The organism is Guyparkeria sp. WRN-7 (assembly GCF_001641825.1).
Lineage (GTDB): Bacteria > Pseudomonadota > Gammaproteobacteria > Halothiobacillales > Halothiobacillaceae > Guyparkeria.
In genome coordinates this window covers 299955-317446 of sequence record NZ_LRFH01000014.1, presented here as the reverse complement: position 1 = coordinate 317446, position 17492 = coordinate 299955, and the positions used below count along the sequence as shown (strand labels likewise).

At 66.9% G+C, this 17492-nt stretch carries 20 protein-coding genes and 1 tRNA gene; 16 read left to right on the top strand and 5 right to left on the bottom strand.

Going from position 1 to position 17492, the window contains the following annotated elements; all coding sequences use genetic code 11:
- Window positions 1–28 precede the first annotated feature (28 nt).
- Window positions 29–697 carry a Bax inhibitor-1/YccA family protein gene (locus AWR35_RS06085; protein WP_058575054.1) on the bottom strand — a complete coding sequence of 223 codons (669 nt, stop codon included), beginning with the start codon at window positions 695–697 and terminating at the stop codon, window positions 29–31.
- A gap of 111 nt (window positions 698–808) precedes the next feature.
- Here AWR35_RS06085 and AWR35_RS06080 point away from each other — a divergent pair, with 111 nt between their 5' ends.
- On the top strand, window positions 809–1675 hold the full coding sequence (locus tag AWR35_RS06080; protein WP_197408144.1) for an SDR family NAD(P)-dependent oxidoreductase: 867 nt from the start codon (window positions 809–811) through the stop codon (window positions 1673–1675).
- Window positions 1675–3105, top strand: coding sequence for a cardiolipin synthase (gene cls, locus AWR35_RS06075; RefSeq protein WP_058575053.1), 1431 nt, complete (start codon window positions 1675–1677; stop codon window positions 3103–3105). The genes AWR35_RS06080 and cls overlap by 1 nt, the downstream gene beginning before the upstream one ends.
- Before the next feature lie 66 nt (window positions 3106–3171).
- Here cls and AWR35_RS06070 read toward each other — a convergent pair whose 3' ends face one another.
- From AWR35_RS06070 to AWR35_RS06055, 4 genes are all read right to left on the bottom strand, one after another.
- Window positions 3172–3930: a tetratricopeptide repeat protein gene (locus AWR35_RS06070; RefSeq protein WP_058575052.1), complete on the bottom strand. Its 759-nt coding sequence runs from the start codon at window positions 3928–3930 to the stop codon at window positions 3172–3174.
- Between the two features lie 156 nt (window positions 3931–4086).
- Window positions 4087–4833, bottom strand: a complete 747-nt coding sequence (locus AWR35_RS06065; RefSeq protein WP_058575051.1) for a ZIP family metal transporter — start codon at window positions 4831–4833, stop codon at window positions 4087–4089.
- A gap of 69 nt (window positions 4834–4902) precedes the next feature.
- Window positions 4903–5988: a DNA polymerase IV gene (gene dinB / locus AWR35_RS06060; RefSeq protein ID WP_058575050.1), complete on the bottom strand. Its 1086-nt coding sequence runs from the start codon at window positions 5986–5988 to the stop codon at window positions 4903–4905.
- An 89-nt stretch (window positions 5989–6077) separates the two neighbouring features.
- Window positions 6078–6153: transfer RNA gene (locus tag AWR35_RS06055), tRNA-Phe, on the bottom strand.
- Window positions 6154–6393: 240 nt separating this feature from the next.
- Between AWR35_RS06055 and hisB the strand changes: the two genes are divergently transcribed.
- From hisB to AWR35_RS05985, 14 genes are all read left to right on the top strand, one after another.
- A complete protein-coding gene (gene hisB, locus AWR35_RS06050; RefSeq protein ID WP_058575049.1) occupies window positions 6394–6987 on the top strand; it encodes an imidazoleglycerol-phosphate dehydratase HisB in 594 nt (197 codons plus the stop codon).
- Window positions 6984–7619 carry an imidazole glycerol phosphate synthase subunit HisH gene (hisH, locus tag AWR35_RS06045; RefSeq protein WP_156413945.1) on the top strand — a complete coding sequence of 212 codons (636 nt, stop codon included), beginning with the start codon at window positions 6984–6986 and terminating at the stop codon, window positions 7617–7619. The genes hisB and hisH overlap by 4 nt, the downstream gene beginning before the upstream one ends.
- Window positions 7620–7663: 44 nt before the next feature.
- Window positions 7664–8419, top strand: coding sequence for a 1-(5-phosphoribosyl)-5-[(5-phosphoribosylamino)methylideneamino]imidazole-4-carboxamide isomerase (gene hisA, locus AWR35_RS06040; RefSeq protein WP_058575047.1), 756 nt, complete (start codon window positions 7664–7666; stop codon window positions 8417–8419).
- 3 nt (window positions 8420–8422) lie between these two features.
- Complete coding sequence (gene hisF, locus AWR35_RS06035) at window positions 8423–9196, top strand: imidazole glycerol phosphate synthase subunit HisF (RefSeq protein ID WP_058575046.1); 774 nt, start codon at window positions 8423–8425, stop codon at window positions 9194–9196.
- A 91-nt stretch (window positions 9197–9287) separates the two neighbouring features.
- Entirely contained in the window at window positions 9288–9713 is a 426-nt protein-coding gene (hisI, locus tag AWR35_RS06030; protein WP_058575045.1) for a phosphoribosyl-AMP cyclohydrolase, read from the top strand.
- A complete protein-coding gene (locus tag AWR35_RS06025; RefSeq protein WP_058575044.1) occupies window positions 9700–10050 on the top strand; it encodes a phosphoribosyl-ATP diphosphatase in 351 nt (116 codons plus the stop codon). Before hisI ends, AWR35_RS06025 begins: the two co-directional genes overlap by 14 nt.
- A gap of 26 nt (window positions 10051–10076) precedes the next feature.
- Window positions 10077–10367 carry a Sec-independent protein translocase subunit TatA gene (tatA, locus tag AWR35_RS06020; protein WP_058575043.1) on the top strand — a complete coding sequence of 97 codons (291 nt, stop codon included), beginning with the start codon at window positions 10077–10079 and terminating at the stop codon, window positions 10365–10367.
- Between the two features lie 23 nt (window positions 10368–10390).
- Window positions 10391–10963, top strand: a complete 573-nt coding sequence (gene tatB, locus AWR35_RS06015; protein ID WP_058575042.1) for a Sec-independent protein translocase protein TatB — start codon at window positions 10391–10393, stop codon at window positions 10961–10963.
- A complete protein-coding gene (tatC, locus tag AWR35_RS06010; RefSeq protein WP_058575041.1) occupies window positions 10932–12011 on the top strand; it encodes a twin-arginine translocase subunit TatC in 1080 nt (359 codons plus the stop codon). Before tatB ends, tatC begins: the two co-directional genes overlap by 32 nt.
- 171 nt (window positions 12012–12182) lie before the next feature.
- The gene (gpmI, locus tag AWR35_RS06005) at window positions 12183–13718 is read left to right on the top strand and encodes a 2,3-bisphosphoglycerate-independent phosphoglycerate mutase (RefSeq protein WP_058575040.1); all 1536 of its coding nucleotides are present in this window, start codon (window positions 12183–12185) and stop codon (window positions 13716–13718) included.
- A 221-nt stretch (window positions 13719–13939) separates the two neighbouring features.
- Window positions 13940–15223 carry a porin gene (locus AWR35_RS06000; RefSeq protein ID WP_058575039.1) on the top strand — a complete coding sequence of 428 codons (1284 nt, stop codon included), beginning with the start codon at window positions 13940–13942 and terminating at the stop codon, window positions 15221–15223.
- An 11-nt stretch (window positions 15224–15234) separates the two neighbouring features.
- Complete coding sequence (locus AWR35_RS05995) at window positions 15235–16110, top strand: metal ABC transporter substrate-binding protein (protein WP_058575038.1); 876 nt, start codon at window positions 15235–15237, stop codon at window positions 16108–16110.
- Window positions 16110–16685 (top strand): ATP-binding cassette domain-containing protein, encoded by a 576-nt coding sequence (locus tag AWR35_RS05990; protein WP_058575037.1) that lies wholly within the window; start codon window positions 16110–16112, stop codon window positions 16683–16685. Before AWR35_RS05995 ends, AWR35_RS05990 begins: the two co-directional genes overlap by 1 nt.
- Complete coding sequence (locus tag AWR35_RS05985) at window positions 16678–17451, top strand: metal ABC transporter permease (RefSeq protein ID WP_058575036.1); 774 nt, start codon at window positions 16678–16680, stop codon at window positions 17449–17451. The genes AWR35_RS05990 and AWR35_RS05985 overlap by 8 nt, the downstream gene beginning before the upstream one ends.
- The last annotated feature ends 41 nt before the right edge of the window (window positions 17452–17492 follow it).

Here is a 17492-nt window from a genome sequence, read left to right as displayed (position 1 = left end):
AGGGGCCGTCGTCCGATTGCGGGATGCGTCAGTCGTCCTGACTCATCCCCAGCAGGCTGAGCAGGTGGACGAACAGGTTGAAGATGTTCAGGTACAGGCTGACGGTCAGCAGCAGGTAGTTGTCCTCGCCGCCGTTCACCATGCGGCCGGTGTCATAGAGGATGAAGCCGCTCATCAGCAGCACGACCGCCGCGGAGATCGCCATCGACAGCGCCGGGATCTCGAGGAACAGGTTGCCGAGCATCGCGGCCAGCACGACCACCAGACCGACGACCAGAAAGCCGCCCATGAACGAGAAGTCACGCCGCGAGACCAGCGCGTAGCCGGACAGGCCGAGGAAGATCGCGCCGGTGCCGCCGAGTGCGGTCATGACGATCTGCCCGCCGTTCGGCAGGGCGAGGTACTGGCTCAGCATCGGGCCGAGACCGAAGCCCAAAAGACCGGTGATGCCGAACACCACCGCCAGCCCGGTGCCGGAGTGGGCGGTCCGCGGCAGCACGAACCAGATCAGCACCAGTGCCGCCCCGAGGCTGACCAGCGAGGTCCAGCCCGGCACGCCGGCGAGCAGCGACACGGTTGCCATTGCCGCCGAGAACAGCAGCGTCAGCGACAGCATCATGTAGGTGTTGCGGATGACCTTGTGGGTCTCGAGCCGATCGACCCCCGCCTGGACGGCCGTCTGATTCTCGAATGCCATGCAACCTCACCTCGTCTTTGATATTCATGTGATTTCGAATCGAGCACCGAGTATAAGTGCTGTGAACTCAGGCGCAATCGCGCCGGCCGCCAGCAACCACAGGAGAAACCCTTGTCGCGCTCCCGCCAAGCCATCGCCCCGCGCCGCGTCCTGATCACCGGCTGTTCCTCCGGCATCGGCCGGCGGGCCGCCGAACTGCTGGCCGAACGCGGCCATCGCGTGGTCGCCAGCATGCGCGGCGACGAGGACCTCGCCGCCTGGCCGCATGAACACATCCCGGCAGTGTCGCTGGATCTGGACGATCCGGCGTCGATCCGCGACGGACTGGCGGCCGCGGAAGAGGCCGCCGGCGGACCGATCGAGGCATTGTTCAACAACGGCGCCTACGGCCAGCCGGGCGCCGTGGAAGACCTCGACCGCGACACCCTGCGCGCCCAGCTGGAGACCAACCTGCTGGGCACGGTGGAGCTGACCAACCGCGTCATCCCGGCGATGCGCGAGGCGGGTTTCGGCCGCATCGTGCAGAACAGCTCGGTCCTCGGCGTGAGCGCGCTGGCCTTCCGCGGCGCCTACGTCGCCTCCAAGTTCGCCCTGGAGGGGATCAGCGACACGATGCGCCTGGAGTTGGCGGGCAGCGGCATCGACGTGTCATTGATCGAGCCCGGCCCGATCACCTCGCGTTTTCGCGCCAATGCCCAGCGCGCCTTCGAGGCCAATATCGACTGGCAGCATTCGGTACATCGGGATGCCTACGAGCGACAACTGGAGCGACTGAAGAAGCCCGGCCCGGCCGCCCCGTTCACCCTGCCGCCCGAGGCGGTGGTACGCCGGGTCATCCACGCCATCGAGGCCCGCCGGCCGAAGGCCCGTTACCCGGTGACCGTGCCGACCTACCTGTTCGGCGTGCTCAAGCGCCTGCTGACCACGCGCGCCATGGACCGAGTCCTGGCCCGAGCCTCCGGGGGCGGCAAGCGCTGATGTCCCCCCTCGACTCGCCAGCTGCTCAGCTCTATTTCCTGATCGAGTGGACGATCCGGCTGGCCGCGCTGTTCATCGTGCCGATGCGGCGCCCGCCGACGGCCGCCACGGCCTGGCTCCTGCTGCTGTTCTTCCTGCCGATCGTCGGCCTGGTGATGTATCTGCTGATCGGCCGGCCGCGCATCTCGGGTGACCGTAGCGAGAAGATCGCCCGACTGGCCGAGACGCTGCGACCGATCACCGAACACCTGGCTCGCGCGGAGCCGCAGGGCAGCGGCAACCTCCCGGCCCGGTTCGCGGCCGTCGACCAGATGGTGCGCTGCTGGCGGCAGTTCCCGCTGTTCGATGGCAACCGCATCGGCCTGATCGACTCCATGGACGACTTCGCCACGGAACTGGTGCGCGAAATCGACCGGGCCCGACACCACGTCCACCTGACGTTCTACATCGCGGCAATCGATCCGGCGACGCGATCGGTGTTCGATGCCCTGGCACGGGCTGCCGCGCGCGACGTGACCGTCCGCCTGATCGTCGACGACTTCGGCTCGAAGGAGGGCATGCGCCACCTCAAGGCGCTCGCCAAGCTCGGCATCGAGATCGGGCAGGCCTTCCCGCGCAGCAAGCTGCCGCGCAAATCGGCCCGATTCGACCTGCGCAATCACCGCAAGCTGGTGGTCATCGACGGTCGGCTGGGCTACGCGGGCTCGATGAACCTGATTCACCCGGAGTTCAAGAAAGGCAGGATCTACGAGGACCTGATGATGCGGATCGAGGGGCCGGTGGTGCTGGAGCTGCAGGCGGTCTTCGCCGGAGACTGGCACCTGGAAACCGGCATCCTGCTCGATACCGAATCGCACTTCCCGGAGCCGGAGACGGCCGGCCACGAGTCGTGTATCGGCCTGCCCAGCGGCCCGGAATACCCGGAACCGCTGCTGCAGCGACTGCTGCTGGGCCTGATCCACGCCGCGACCGAACGACTCGAGATCGTCACGCCCTATTTCGTGCCCGACGAGTCGACGCTCGATGCCCTCAAGGCGGCCGCCCGGCGCGGCGTGCACTGCGAGCTGCTTCTGCCGGCCGAGCTCGACCATCCGCTGGTGCAGCTCGCGCAGGAATCCTATTTCGACGAACTGCTGGATTCCGGGGTGCGCATCCGCCGTCATCCGACCCGGCTCCTGCACACCAAGATCACGCTCTGCGACGGGCGCCTGTCCCTGGTCGGCAGCGCCAATCTCGACGTGCGCTCGTCGCTGATCAATGCCGAGCTCGGCGTGCTCTGCTATTCGAGCGAGACCGCCGCCCGCTTCGCCGATCAGATCGAAATCTACCGACGAGCCTGTCGCCCACTGATCCCCCAGCAGTGGGCGCAACGCAGCCGGGGACGCATCCTGCTGCAGAACATCGCCCGACTGACCTCGCCGCTGCTCTGATTCGCGGACGCAAAAAAAAGCGGCGCCCCGCAGGGCACCGCCTCGATCGTCGGATTGTCCGCGCGCTCAGCGCTGCGCGGCACGCTGGTCCAGGGCCACCTGCATCCGGCCCTGCTCGCGCAGCTCCTTCGACAGGTCACGCGCCGCGACCAGCTCCTCCTCGTTCATTTCACCCAGGAAGGACTGCATCAGCTCGTCGGCCGCCCGGTGGCCGTTTTCCACCATCGGGCTCAGCAGGCCGTAGGCCGCGACGTAGTCCGGCTCGTCGATACCCAGACCGTGGGCGTACATCATCGCCAGGTTGTAGCGGGCGACCATGTGACCCTGGTCGGCCGCCTCGCTGTACCAGTGTAGCGCCTTGTCGTAGTCGGCCTCGATGCCGTCGCCACTCAGGTAGAGCGCACCGAGGTTGCTCTGGGCACGCGCATAGCCCTTGTCGGCTGCGCGCTTGAACCAGCGCGCGGCTTCGGCGACGTCGCGCTCCGTGCCCTCACCCTCGAAGTAGAGTGTGCCGACGGCCACCTCGCTCGGCGCGAAGCCCGCATCGGCCGCGGCCCGGTACCAGCGCATGCCCTTGGCGTAGTCCTGCTCGACCTTCTTGCCGTTGCAGTACATGTGGCCGAGGACGTACTGGGCGAAGATCTCACCATCCTCGGCCTTCGGCAGCCAGTACTCGACCCCGCCCTTTTCGTACAGATCCTGCGCCACGGCGGCCGGCGCATCGGCGGCCATGCCGCTCAGCGGTAGCGTCAGACCACCGGCCAGCAGTGAAAAGCTCACGGCACGCGCCAGGCGCCGCATGCCCAAAAATTGTTCGATTGCCATGATCCCTGCCCTCGTTCAGCTCCAGTTCGGACGATCAGAATGCCCCCGAACGGAGGCAAATTCAATCAGCACTCACGATCCCGAGTGTCTGATTTGGAAGGAAAAATATCCCCCGATCTGCATATTCGACAATCAGCATTAACAGACGTTCCCGAGCTAGCGGGCTATCAGCAGCTGGAAGGCGAACATGGCCATGAAGGCGAACACCACGGTCGCACCGACGGCACGCCCCGAAAGCCCGCGCAGGGCATCCGGCAGCATTTCAGCAAACACCATCCAGATCATCGCCCCGGCGGCCAGACCCAGGCCGATCGGAAGAAACGGCTCGAACGCCGTCACGAACAGGTAGGCCGGGATGGCCATCAACGGCTGCGGCAGGCTGGAGAAGACCGCCCACCAGGCCGCCTGCCAGACAGGCATCCCGCGAGGCACCAGCACCAGGGCGATCGCCAGGCCCTCCGGGATGTTGTGCACGGCAATGGCGGTGGTGATGAACACCCCAAGGTCCTCCCCGCCACCGTAGGAAACCCCCACGCCGATGCCCTCGGCAAAGGAATGGATGGTCATCACACCGACGATCACCAGGGCCTTTTTCGCATCCGCGCCCTGCAATTCACTGACGTCCGGAGTCTGATGCCGATCCAGCCAGCGGTCGGCGAGCACGACAAGCAACAGCCCCGAGAGCATCCCCAGCAACACGCGCCAGGGCTCGATCGCGCTGCCTTCGGTCACCAGACCATGGCTCGCCGCCAGCATCAGGCCGGCCGCCAGGGCTGCGCCCGCAGCAAGCCAGCGATCGCCCACCTGCCGGGCGAAGGCGAGGGGGATCGCCCCCAGGCCGGTGGCCAGGGCGGTGATCAGGGCCGCGAGGAACACGGTCATCAGGCTGACTTCAAGCAGCATCGAGCGCTCCCGGGCACGCGGCATTTCCAATCATGCTGGCAACGATAGCCGCTTGCGCCCCAACTCGCCTCACCCGCCGTCGCTCCCGGGCCAGTCGAAATCGAGTTCCGTCAAGCCTGTCGGGACCCGCTCCTCGAGCGACGAGCAGGTCACGCCCAACAGGCGCACCGGGCGACGACCCGCCTCGGTGGCATCCAGCAGCGGCCGCAGCGCCTCGACCAATTCGGCGGCAGTGCAAAGGGGGCGACCGAAGGTCTGCCGCCGCGTGATCTGCACGAAATCGCCATACTTGACCTTGAGCGTGACGGTACGGGCGGTCAGCTCACGGGCGGCCAGGTCGGCGGCGACACGATCTGCCAGCGGCGGCAGGGCGGCCTCGACCTCCTCGCGACTGCGCAGGTCGATGGCGAAGGTGGTCTCGTGACCGAGCGACTTGCGAACCCGCTCACTGACCACCGGCCGTTCGTCGATGCCGCGGGCAATCGAGTAGTAGTGCCGGCCGGCCTTGCCGAACCACTCCACCAACTCATGCAGGTCGTGTCGGCGCAGGTCGGCACCGGTCGCAATGCCGTGCTCCCGCATGCGCCGTTCGGTCGCCGGCCCGACGCCGTGAAAGTCACCCACCGGCAGCCGGTCGACGAACGCCTCGGCAGCCGTCGGGTCGATCACGTACAGCCCGTCGGGCTTGTCGAAATCGGAGGCCAGCTTGGCGAGAAACTTGTTGTAGGAGACACCGGCCGAAGCGACCAGGCCGGTGGCATCGAGAATCGCCGCCTTGATCTCGCGAGCGATCAGGGTGGCGGAACCACGACAGGCACGCGTGTGGGTGACGTCGAGATAGGCCTCATCGAGCGAGAGCGGCTCGATGCGATCGGTGTAGCGGCGGAAGATGCCGTGGATCTGGCGGGAAACGGCGCGGTAGACGTGAAAGCGCGGTCGCAGGAAGACCGCCTCGGGACAGGCGCGGGCAGCGCGCGCGGCGGGCATGGCCGAACGGATGCCGAAGCGCCGCGCCTCGTAGCTCGCCGCCGCGACCACGCCCCGGCCGGCCGGGTCGCCGCCGACCACCACCGGCCGACCACGCAGCTCGGGCCGGTCGCGCTGTTCGACCGAGGCATAGAACGCGTCCATGTCGACGTGGATGATCTTGCGCATGCGCACTCTCCGGCACGGCTGAAGACAGCATACCGCGCCCCGGAACGAGAAAGGCCCCTGATCCAATGGAATCAGGGGCCTTCGTGTCATGGTGGCCAGAGAGGGAATCGAACCCCCGACACGGGGATTTTCAATCCCCTGCTCTACCAACTGAGCTATCTGGCCAGATCCGTTCTTCGCTGCCGGCCGCCTGGAGCGAACTGACGCCGGCGCCGGGCAACGAGGCTGCGCATTTAACGGCAAAATTCCCTCGCGGTCAACCCCGTCACGGGCGGATCCGGGCGAACCGGCGGCTGCGTTTTGCGCCGAAAGGCTGACGTGCCGCGGCGGGCATTGTATGCTCCCGGTTCGGGAACCGTTTTCCCGTCACCTCATACTCCAATCCGCCCGAGACGCGAACCGACCATGGCCGCACGCACCGCGCAGATCCGACGCGAGACCAACGAGACCCGCATTTCTCTCGAGATCAATCTCGACGGCGAGGGCAAGGCCCGCCTGGAAACCGGCGTCCCCTTCTTCGAGCACATGCTCGACCAGATCGCCCGCCACGGGCTGATCGACATCACGCTGAGCTGCGACGGCGACACCGAGATCGACGACCACCACACGGTCGAGGACTGCGGCATCGTGCTAGGCCAGGCGGTGGCGCAAGCCGTGGGCGACAAGCGCGGCATCTATCGTTACGGCCATGCCTACGTCCCGCTCGACGAGGCCTTGTCTCGGGTGGTGATCGACCTGTCCGGCCGGCCGGGTCTGGAGTTCCACTGCGACTTCACCCGCTCGCTGATCGGCCGCTTCGAGACCGAGCTGGTCGAGGAGTTCTTTCGCGGCTTCGTCAACCACGCCAATGCCACGCTGCACGTCGACAATATCCGCGGACGCAACGCGCACCACCAGGCCGAGACCATGTTCAAGGCATTCGGCCGGGCGCTGCGCATGGCCCTGAGCGCCGACGAGCGCCAGGCCGACGTCGTCCCGTCGACCAAGGGCTCGCTCTGATGCAGATTGCGGTCGTCGATTACGGGATGGGCAACCTGCGCTCGGTGGTCAAGGCCATCGAGCACGTCGCCCCGGACGGCGCACACGTGGTGCTGACCGACGCCCCCGAGGTCATTCTCGAATCGGAGAAGGTGGTCTTCCCCGGTCAGGGCGCGGCGGCGCAGTGCATGAGCGCGCTGCGCGAGCGCAACCTGCCCGAGGCCTTGCGCGAAGCGGCACGAACCCGGCCGTTTCTCGGCATCTGCATGGGCATGCAGGTACTGCTCGATCGATCCGAGGAGAACGACGGCGTCGACCTGATGGGCTGGTTTCCGGGCCAGGTGAAACGCTTCCGCCCGACCGGCGAGCACCTCAAGGTGCCGCAGATGGGCTGGAACCAGCTGCACCAGACCCAAGACCACCCGCTGCTCGACGGCATCCGCCAGGACGCCCGCTTCTACTTCGTGCACAGCTACTACTGCGACCTCGACAATCCGGCACAGCAGGTCGCGACGGCCGACTACGGCCTGACCTACGCCGCTGCGCTCGCGGACAAGTACGTATTCGCCATCCAGGCACACCCGGAGAAGAGCGCCGACGACGGCCTCCGGCTTCTGGCCAATTTCACCCGCTGGTCCGGACCCTGGTCCTGACCGCCACCGCAACACGACAGACGCGTATCGAGGACGCCTGAACCATGCTCCTGATTCCCGCCATCGATCTGAAGGAAGGCAAATGCGTGCGCCTGCGCCAGGGCCGCATGGAGGACGACACCGTCTTTTCCGAGGACCCGGTCGCCGTGGCCGGCCGCTGGGTGGAGGCCGGCGCGCGCCGCCTCCACCTGGTGGACCTGGACGGCGCCTTCGCCGGCAGCCCCAAAAACCGCGAGGTCATCAAGGCCATCTGTGAGGCCTACCCGGACCTGCCGATCCAGGTCGGCGGCGGCATCCGTGACGAGGCGACCATCGAGCAGTACCTCGAACTGGGCGTCGAGTTCGTGATCATCGGCACCAAGGCTGTCTCCGAACCGCACTTCGTCGAGGACGTCTGCCTCGCCTTTCCGGGACACATCATCGTCGGCCTCGACGCGCGCGACGACAAGGTCGCCATCGACGGCTGGTCGAAGCTGTCGCACCACGATGTCTACGACATGGCGCAGCGCTTCGAGCAGGACGGCGTGGCCGCGATCGTGTTCACCGACATCTCCCGTGACGGCATGATGCAGGGCGCGAACATCGAGGCAACCCGCAAGCTGGCCACCTCGGTACGCGTGCCGGTGATCGCCTCGGGTGGGGTGACCGACATGAACGACATCGATCGCCTGATCGACGCGGCCGACGACGGCGTTTCCGGCGCGATCATCGGCCGGGCGCTCTACGAGGGCACCATCGACCTCCAGGAAGCGCAGAAGCGCATCGACGACCGCGCGGGCATCCCGCCGTTCTCCGAATAAGTCATGGGGCTTGCCAAGCGCATCATCCCCTGTCTGGACGTGGCCGAGGGCCGCGTGGTCAAGGGCGTGCAGTTCGAAGGCCTGCGTGACGCCGGCGACCCGGTCGAGGCGGCGCGCCGCTACAACCAGGCCGGCGCCGACGAGCTGACCTTCCTCGACATCTCCGCCTCCCACGAGGGGCGCGAGACCATGCAGCACGTGGTCGAGGCCGTGGCCGCCGAGGTGTTCATCCCGCTGACCGTCGGGGGCGGCATCCGCACGCTGGCCGACGTGCGCCGCCTGCTGCACGCCGGCGCCGACAAGGTCTCGATCAACACCGCGGCGGTGCACCACCCCGAGCGCATCAAGGAGATGAGCGATGCGGTCGGCTCGCAGTGCATCGTGGTGGCGATCGACGCCCGTCGGGTCTCCGGCGAGGACGAGCCGCCGCGCTGGGAGATATTCACCCATGGAGGGCGCAACCCGACCGGGCTGGATGCGATCAAGTGGGCCAAGTACATGGCCGACCTGGGCGCCGGCGAGCTGCTGGTGACCAGCATGGATCGCGACGGCATGCAGCAGGGCTTCGACCTCGAACTCACGCGCACCATCAGCGATGCCGTACCGATCCCGGTGATCGCCTCCGGTGGCGTCGGCAACCTCGACCATCTGGTCGACGGCATCACCCAGGGCCATGCCGATGCGGTGCTTGCCGCAAGCATCTTCCACTTCGGCACCTACAGCATTCATGAGGCCAAGACGGTCATGGCCAAGGCCGGGATCGAGGTGCGGGACTGACCGGGCCAGCCCTTTCGGGCCGCTGACGGTTTTACCCGCATCCCTGATATACTCCGGCGCCGCCCGCCCACCGCTGCACGACGACATCCAAGTGACCGACTCCAAGGCAACTTTTCCGGAAAACCGCGCTGCCGACTGGATCGAGGCCATCGCCTTCGACGCCGACGGCCTGGTGCCCGCGATTGCCCAGGACGCCGACACCGGCCGGGTGCTGATGTTCGCCTGGATGAACCGCGAAGCGGTGGCGAAGACCGTCGAGCTGGGCGAGGCGGTGTACTTCTCCCGCTCGCGCCAGAAGCTCTGGCACAAGGGCGAGCAGAGCGGCCACACGCAGAAGGTGCGCGAGATGCGGCTTGACTGTGACGGCGACGTGCTGCTGTTGTCGATCGAACAGGCCGGCGGCATCGCCTGTCATACGGGACGGGAGTCCTGCTTCTACCGTCGCCTCCAGGACGGCCGCTGGCAGGTGGCCGACGAGGTGAAGAAATCCCCGGGAGCGATCTATGGCAACGGCTGACAACCCTTCCGCTTCGTCGAGCGAGGTGCTCGAACGGCTGGCCGCCCTGCTCGAGGAGCGCAAGGGCGCCGATGCCGGCAGCTCCTACGTGGCCAGCCTATACAAAAAGGGCCGCGCCAAGATCGCCCAGAAGGTGGGCGAGGAAGGGGTCGAGGTCGCGCTCGCCGCGGTGGGCGACGACCCCGACGAACTGATCAACGAGATGGCCGACCTGTGGTTCCACAGCCTGGTACTGCTGGCCGACGCCAACCAAACCCCGGCGGACGTGCTCGCGGAGCTCGACCGCCGTTTCGGACTGTCGGGCCTTGAAGAAAAGGCGCGGCGCACACAAGATTGACTGGATACCAGTAGGAGATCGCGATCATGGGTACTTTTAGCATTTGGCACTGGCTGATCATTCTCGCCATCGTGCTGCTTCTCTTCGGCACCAAGCGCCTCAAGAATCTCGGCACCGACCTTGGCAGCGCCATCAAGGGCTTCAAGTCGGCCGTGAAGGAAGAGTCCGAGAAGGACGAGGAAGAGCAGAAGCGCGCCGAGAACCTGGAGCACAAGGAGGGCGAGAAGCCCGACGCCAACCGGGTGATCGAAAGCGAGACGATCGAGGCCGGCAAGGAAAAGACCGCCGAGAAGTCTTCCGAGCGCAAGGGCAGCTGATCCGCGCCGGTCGGGATTGATCCGTGTTCGGTTTCAGCTTCTGGGAAGTCTTCCTGATCCTGGTGGTGGCGCTCCTGGTCATCGGACCGGAGCGCCTGCCGGGCGTGGCGCGCAAGGCAGGCGAGTGGACCTACAAGGTCCGCAAGTTCGTCGCCAACGCCAAGGCGGAGATGGACAGCGAGTTCAACATGCAGGACATGAAGCAACTGCTGAACTCGCAGGAGTCCGAGATCTCCAAGCTGCGCGCCATGGTCGAGGAAACGCGCCACGACCTCTCCGACACCGAGAAGTCGGTGCAGGGTGCCCTGTCGGACGCCGAGCAGACCATGCGCGACTCGGCCTCCGCCGAGAAGTCTCGGCAGGACTCGGCCACACGGCTTGCGGCACTCGACGAGAGCGGTCGCGCCCCGGGCGTTGAAGACGACTTCGAGGACGAACTGAGCCGGCTGGAATCGGAGACCGGCGAGAGCTTCCAGCGCCCGTTCGCCGCGCCCGAGCCCGAACCTGAGCCCGACACCCCGGCCGAACCGGCCCCGACCCAGGAATCGACGACGAAAGGTCAAGATGAACCAAAGGAACGCGGACGCGACAACTGACGAACCGTCCGGCCTGGCCGGCTTCGTCTCGCACCTGGTCGAACTGCGCAACCGGCTGATCAAGTCGGTCGGCGTGGTGTTCGTGCTGTTCTTGGCACTGTTCCCGTTCCGCAACGAACTGTTCCGCTTCCTCTCCGAGCCGCTGTCGCGCTTCCTGCCCGAAGACACCGCCATGATCGCGGTACAGGTCGCCTCGACCTTCTTCATCCCGCTCAAGCTCGCCGGCTTTACTGCCCTGTTCCTGGCGATCCCCTTCCTGCTCTACCAGCTGTGGGCGTTCATCGCGCCCGGGCTCTACCAGCACGAGCGCAAGATGGTCGTGCCGCTGGTGTTCTCCAGCACGGTGCTGTTCTACGTGGGCGCGGCATTCGCCTACTTCGCGGTATTCCCGGTGGTGTTCGGCTTTCTCGCCGGGGTGGGTCCGGCCGAGGTCAACTTCGCGCCGGACATCAACGAGTACCTCAGTTTCACCATCACGATGTTCTTCGCCTTCGGCTTCGTCTTCGAAGTGCCGGTGGCGACGGTCCTGCTGATCCTGATCGGCGTGGTCACCCCCGACCAGCTGGCCGAGAAACGTCGCTACGCGATCCTGGTGGCATTCATCCTCGGGGCGATTTTCACCCCGCCGGACATCCTGTCGCAGTTCATGATGGCGATCCCGGTCTGGTTCCTCTACGAACTGGGGATCGTGATCGGTCGCATCCTGCTCAAGCGCCAGGGCGGCCCGGTCCTGCCTTCCGACGACGATCCGGACCCGGACGGCAGCGGTCCGGGCGGCGGCACGCCTTCAGGCACCAGCGGTGGCGGCAGTGCGGCGAGTGCTCCTCGTCAGGCAGAGACCGAGAAGGACGAGGACTTCGACTTCGATCGCGCCTTCGACGAGATCGAGCGCGAACAGCAGTCGCTCGACGAAACCACAGACCGGGACGAAGACGCCCGGGAGCGCTCCGCGGCCGACCAGGATACGGACACGACCGCGAGCGAAGACCGGCCGGGCAAGCCGCCGGAAGACGACGAGACCGACCAGGAGCGCCCGGGACGGAAATGATCCCGGGCCAAACGGCTCGTCACGCCGCCGCACGCACGTGGAGGGTGCGGCGCCAGGAACCCCCGAATGAATCGGATGGCACGCTGCCCGTCGCGTGCCGGCCGGAGGCCACGCGCCACCCGATTCGTTCAGGTGTTCGTCAATACGTATAACCTGAGGGAATACAACGCCATGTCCAACATCGCCCCGCGACGCCCCGTCCTGCTCGTCATCATGGACGGTGTCGGCGTCAACCCGAGCCGCAAGAACAACGCCGTCAGCCTCGCCGAGACGCCACGCCTCGACGAGCTGTTCGCCAGCAATCCGCACACCGTGATCGAGGCCTCGGGCCGCGCCTGCGGCCTGCCGGACGGCCAGATGGGCAACTCCGAGGTGGGCCACCTGACACTGGGCAGCGGCGCGATCAACCGCCAGGACCTGGTGCGGATCGACGATGCGATCAAGGACGGCAGCTTCTACGAGAACGCGGCCCTGACCCAGGCCATGCAGAAGGCCGCCGACCGTGACCGCCCGATCCACCTGATCGGTCTGGTCTCCGACGGCGGCGTGCATAGCCACGTCCGCCACCTGCTGGCGCTGATCAAGATGGCGAAGAAGATCGGCGCCCGGCCGCTGGTACACATGATCACCGACGGCCGCGACACCGCGCCCAAGTCGGCACAGACCTACCTCGAGCAGATCGAACCCAAGCTCGCGGATGCCAACGGCGCGATCGCCACGATCAGCGGCCGCTACTACGCCATGGACCGCGACCAGCGCTGGGAGCGCACCGAGGAGGCCTTCAACGCGATCGTGCGCGGCGACGGCCCGCGTTTCAAGGACGCGCGCGAAGCGCTGGCCGCCTCCTACGAGGCCGAGCAGCACGACGAGTTCATCCGCCCGGCCGTGCTCGACGGCTTCGAGCCGCTCACCGCCGACGACGCGATGATCTTCTTCAATTTCCGCAACGACCGGCCGCGCCAGCTGACCGAAGCGCTCGGCCAGGCGGAGTTCTCCGGCTTCGACCGCGGCGACTACCAGCCGATCGTGGTTACCTGCCTGACCGAGTACGATCCGCGCTTCCTCTCGCCGATCGGCTTCCCGCCGGAGCGACCGAAGAACGTGCTGGCCGAGGCGATCAGCCAGGCGGGCATCAAGCAGTTCCACTGTGCGGAGACGGAGAAGTACGCTCACGTGACGTTCTTCTTCAACGGCGGCAAGGAGGAGACCTTTGCCGGCGAGGATCGTGTGATGGTGCCCTCGCCGAAGGTCGCCACCTACGACCTGCAGCCGGAAATGAGTGCCCGCGAGGTGGCGGACGCCGCGATCGACGCCGTCCGCGCCGACCAGTACGGCTTCGTGCTGGTCAACTTCGCCAACGGCGACATGGTCGGCCACACCGCCGTGCGTGATTCGGTGATCAAGGCCATGGAGACAGTCGATCTCGAGGTCGGCCGCCTGGTGGATGCCGCCAGCGAACAGGGCTACTCGATCATCCTCACCGCCGACCACGGCAACTGCGACGAGATGGTCGATCCGGTCACCGGCGATCCGCACACCCAGCACACGGTCTATCCGGTGCCCTGCATCGTCATCGACAAGACACCGGTGCGCCTGCGTAATGGGGGCGGGATCGCCAACATCGCGGCAACCGTGCTCGAGCTGATGGGCCTGCCGCTGCCGAAGAAGATGAAGCGCTCGCTGCTGCTGGACAAGCCCAGCACCTGAGTTGCCGCCCGGATGCCGGGCACAAAAAGGCCGCGCTGACCGAATCCCGGTCGCGCGGCCTTTTTTATGGCGAGAGTCGCGAAGCCGGTCAGGAGAGCAGGGCAACGTATCGGTCACACACTTCAGTCCCATGACAGACCTTACCGGGCAGCGAGTGTTATGTTATAACAATCGGGACTTTTGATATTCGCCTCCGATTCACCTTTGCAAGATCGCATGCCATGAGAAACCGCCACCCCGAACGACTCCTGCTGTCCGCCCTGATGAGTGCGGCAACCCTCGCAGGCGCCGCGCCGGCTATCGCCGAAGAGACGCCGCTACCGCTGGACCCGCAGTTCTCCGTCATTCTCGACGGTGTCTATTACGACGACAGCATCGACGGCAGCGGCGATGCGATGCTCGGCGAGACCGCCGGCATCTTCGCCGCCCATGGTCACGAGGAAGAGGATGATCACGCCGTTCACGAGCATGGCCTGGAACAGGGCTTCAACCTGCGTCACACCGAGGCGGTCGTCACCGGGGGCATCGACGCACTCTTCGACGCGCGACTGAATATCGCCATCTCCGACGAAGGCGACATCACGGTGGAAGAGGCCTATGTCGCCAGCACCGGCCTGCCGGCCGGCCTGCGGGTCAAGGCGGGCAAATTCTATTCGGGCATCGGCTATCACAACGAAAAGCACCCCCACAGCTGGGACTTCGTCGATCAGAACATCGCCTACCGTACCCTGCTCGGCATCCATGGTCTCGCGGACACCGGCCTGCAGCTGACGTGGCTGCCCGCCTGGGACCATTACACCCTGTTCGGCATCGAGGCCTTCCAGGGTGACGACAACGAGCGCCTCGGCACCGAAGCCGAGCACGGCGATGACCTGCCGGAGCGCGACAAGGCCCCCCGGCTGTGGACGGCCTTCGCCAAGTGGTCGCCGGATCTCGGCTACGATCACGCCCTGCAGCTCGGCGCATCGGCCGCCTTCTTCCGCAGCCACCAGGAAATGCATGACCACGGCGAGCCGGAAGAGCACGCGCTCGACGGCGACGCCCGCCTCTACGGCATCGACGCGGTCTACAAGTACGACTCCGGACAGGCCTACGGCCAGGGCGACTGGCGCGTGTCGGGCGAATACCTGTGGGTCAAGAAGGACCTCGAGGTCGCCCATCACGCGAGCACCCCCGGCGTGATCGGCGAGGCGCGCGACTTCCGGGAGGACGGCCTCTACGTCCAGGCCACCTACGGCATCGCGCCCCGTTGGGAGCTGGGTCTGCGCTACGATGCGGTCGGCTTTACCAACGAGAAGCGCGGCCCGCGAGCGGCGGTCGACGCCGACTTCGAGGAGAGCCAACGCTGGACCGCTGCAGCGACCTGGCACCTCAGCGAGACCAGCCGCATACGCGCCCAGGTCGCGCAGGTAGAAGGGGCCTTCGGCGACCATCGCGAGGACTACACCCAGTTCTACCTGCAATACCAGATCAGCCTTGGCGCCCACGGGGCGCACAGCTTCTGAGGAACAACACCATGCTGAAACGACTGCTGATCCTGCTGGCCGCACTGCTACCGGCAACCGGATACGCGGCGGACCTGCGCGTGGTGGCGACCACCTACACCATGGGCGCGATGGCCTCGGCCGTCGGCGGCGAGCGCATCGATCTCGCCGTGCTCGCCCCGCCCGACCGCGATGCCCACTTCCTGCAGGCAAAGCCCTCGATGATGCGCGACCTGCGCCGCGCCGACCTGGTCGTCGCCGTCGGCGCCGAACTCGAGGCCGGCTGGCTGCCGGCGGCGGTCAAGCGAGCCGCCAACCCGGCAATCCAGCCGGGCCAGCCCGGGTACTTCGAAGCCGCCGGACATGTCGACCTGCTCGACGTGGGCGGGACCGGCACCGGACACGTTCACGACACGGGCAACCCGCACTTCAACCTCGATCCGCGGGCCATGCAGGCACTGCTGCCGGCACTGGCCCAGCGGCTGGGCAAACTCGACCCGGCCGGCGCAGCCGACTATCAGGCGAACGCCACGCAGGCGATCACGCGTATCGAGGCACGGCTGAGCGACTGGCAGGCACGCACGGCCGACGCCCCCGGCGCCGTCTTCCACCACGCGGATACCCGTTACCTCATGGACTGGCTGGACCTGCCCACGCTGGGCTACCTGGAACCGGTGCCGGGCGTACCGCCGACGGCGCGGCACATCCAGGAGCTGGCCGAGTCGCTCGAGGGCCGGGACGGGGTGATCATTCACGCGCCGTACTACCCCGAACGGGGACCGCGCAAGCTGGCCGAGGCCCTCGGCTGGCCGGTCGAACAGCACTACACCGAACCGCAAGCGCCCACGCTGACTGCCTGGATCGAGATGATCGACGGCTGGGTCGACGCCCTCGCGGCGGGGCAGTAGTGCTGCTGTCATTGCAAGAGGTGATCACGGCACCGCCGGGCCGGCGCGAACCGCGTATTGGCCCGATATCGCTGTGCGTGGATGCCGGTGAGGCCGTCGCCCTGACCGGGGCAAATGGGACTGGGAAGTCCACCTTGCTGGCAGCGATCACCGGGCGGGCACCGATTCTCGCCGGTCACTGCCAGTTGGCGGCCGGCACACGCCTGCGCCTGGTCGAGCAGTCTCCCCGGCCGGACCGCGACCTGCCGGTCAGTGGCCGCGATTTTCTCGAGCTTGCCGATGCCGATCCGAACCCACCCGCGCCGCTGGCCGGCTGGCTCGGCCAGCGCCTCGACACCCTCAGCGGCGGCCAACGCCAGCTGCTTCGCGTCTGGGCCGGCCTGACGGCACCGGCCGACCTGATCCTGCTCGACGAGCCCAGCAACAACCTCGACAGCGCCTCACGAGCCACCCTGCAACGCCTGCTTCGCGAGCGACCCATCGGACGAAGCCTGCTGCTGGTCAGCCACGACTCGGAGCTGCTGGCGACCGGCTGCCACCGCATCGTCGCGATGCCGGAGCCGGGCGATGGCTGAGCTGTTCGGCCTGCCCTTTCTCACCGGACTGGTGCTGGCCACCCTGCTGCCGCTCGTCGGGGCCTGGCTGAGGCTGCGCGACGAATGGCTGGCCGCCCTCGCCGTCGCCCATCTTGCCGGCGCTGGAGCCGTGCTCGCCCTGTCGATATCGCTACCGGCACTGCTGGGCTCGCTGGCCCTGGCGGTAACCGGCATGCTGGGCCGACACCTCCCGGGAGCAGGCAATTCCGCCTATGCCTGGCTGATACTCGTCGGCTGGACCGTGACCCTGCTGGTCGCCGCCAACAGTCCGCTGGGCGAGACCCTCGCGCGACAGCTGATCGACGGGCAGCTCTACTTCACCGGGACCGAGGAACTGGTTGCCGCCCTCGTCCTGCTGATGGCCATACTCGGCCTGCGGACGCGCATCGACCGCAACGAGCTTGCAACCCGCCTCCTGCCCGCGACGACACGCATCGAGCAGCAACAACGACGGCACACCGCCCTGCTGACCGACACGCTTGTTGCCGCAGCGCTTGCCGCCGGCACCCTCTCCATCGGCCTGATGGCGACCTTCGCGCTGGTTTTCCTGCCGGCCTGGGCGACCTTCCGCAAGGCCCGCAACTGGCGACGGGCCCTGTTGGGGGCAGTGGCCCTGGGACAGCTGGGCTACCTGGTCGCCTTTGCCGCCGCATTGAAACTCGACCAGCCGTTCGCCCCGATCCTGGTTGCCGTGCTGCTCGGCCTGGCCACTGCCGCGCGGCTGCTACCGGCAAGGGCATGCTAGTCTGGCCGGCGTGGACCAAGACCGGTCCGTGACACTGGGAG

What these genes read in the sequence shown, in the direction of transcription:
- AWR35_RS06085 (WP_058575054.1), bottom strand. Translation starts at nt 697, where the DNA reads ATGGCATTCGAGAATCAGACGGCCGTCCAGGCGGGGGTCGATCGGCTC.
- cls (WP_058575053.1), top strand. Translation starts at nt 1,675, where the DNA reads ATGTCCCCCCTCGACTCGCCAGCTGCTCAGCTCTATTTCCTGATCGAG.
- AWR35_RS06070 (WP_058575052.1), bottom strand. Translation starts at nt 3,930, where the DNA reads ATGGCAATCGAACAATTTTTGGGCATGCGGCGCCTGGCGCGTGCCGTG.
- AWR35_RS06065 (WP_058575051.1), bottom strand. Translation starts at nt 4,833, where the DNA reads ATGCTGCTTGAAGTCAGCCTGATGACCGTGTTCCTCGCGGCCCTGATC.
- dinB (WP_058575050.1), bottom strand. Translation starts at nt 5,988, where the DNA reads ATGCGCAAGATCATCCACGTCGACATGGACGCGTTCTATGCCTCGGTC.
- hisB (WP_058575049.1), top strand. Translation starts at nt 6,394, where the DNA reads ATGGCCGCACGCACCGCGCAGATCCGACGCGAGACCAACGAGACCCGC.
- hisA (WP_058575047.1), top strand. Translation starts at nt 7,664, where the DNA reads ATGCTCCTGATTCCCGCCATCGATCTGAAGGAAGGCAAATGCGTGCGC.
- hisF (WP_058575046.1), top strand. Translation starts at nt 8,423, where the DNA reads ATGGGGCTTGCCAAGCGCATCATCCCCTGTCTGGACGTGGCCGAGGGC.
- AWR35_RS06025 (WP_058575044.1), top strand. Translation starts at nt 9,700, where the DNA reads ATGGCAACGGCTGACAACCCTTCCGCTTCGTCGAGCGAGGTGCTCGAA.
- tatA (WP_058575043.1), top strand. Translation starts at nt 10,077, where the DNA reads ATGGGTACTTTTAGCATTTGGCACTGGCTGATCATTCTCGCCATCGTG.
- tatC (WP_058575041.1), top strand. Translation starts at nt 10,932, where the DNA reads ATGAACCAAAGGAACGCGGACGCGACAACTGACGAACCGTCCGGCCTG.
- gpmI (WP_058575040.1), top strand. Translation starts at nt 12,183, where the DNA reads ATGTCCAACATCGCCCCGCGACGCCCCGTCCTGCTCGTCATCATGGAC.
- AWR35_RS06000 (WP_058575039.1), top strand. Translation starts at nt 13,940, where the DNA reads ATGAGAAACCGCCACCCCGAACGACTCCTGCTGTCCGCCCTGATGAGT.
- AWR35_RS05995 (WP_058575038.1), top strand. Translation starts at nt 15,235, where the DNA reads ATGCTGAAACGACTGCTGATCCTGCTGGCCGCACTGCTACCGGCAACC.
- AWR35_RS05985 (WP_058575036.1), top strand. Translation starts at nt 16,678, where the DNA reads ATGGCTGAGCTGTTCGGCCTGCCCTTTCTCACCGGACTGGTGCTGGCC.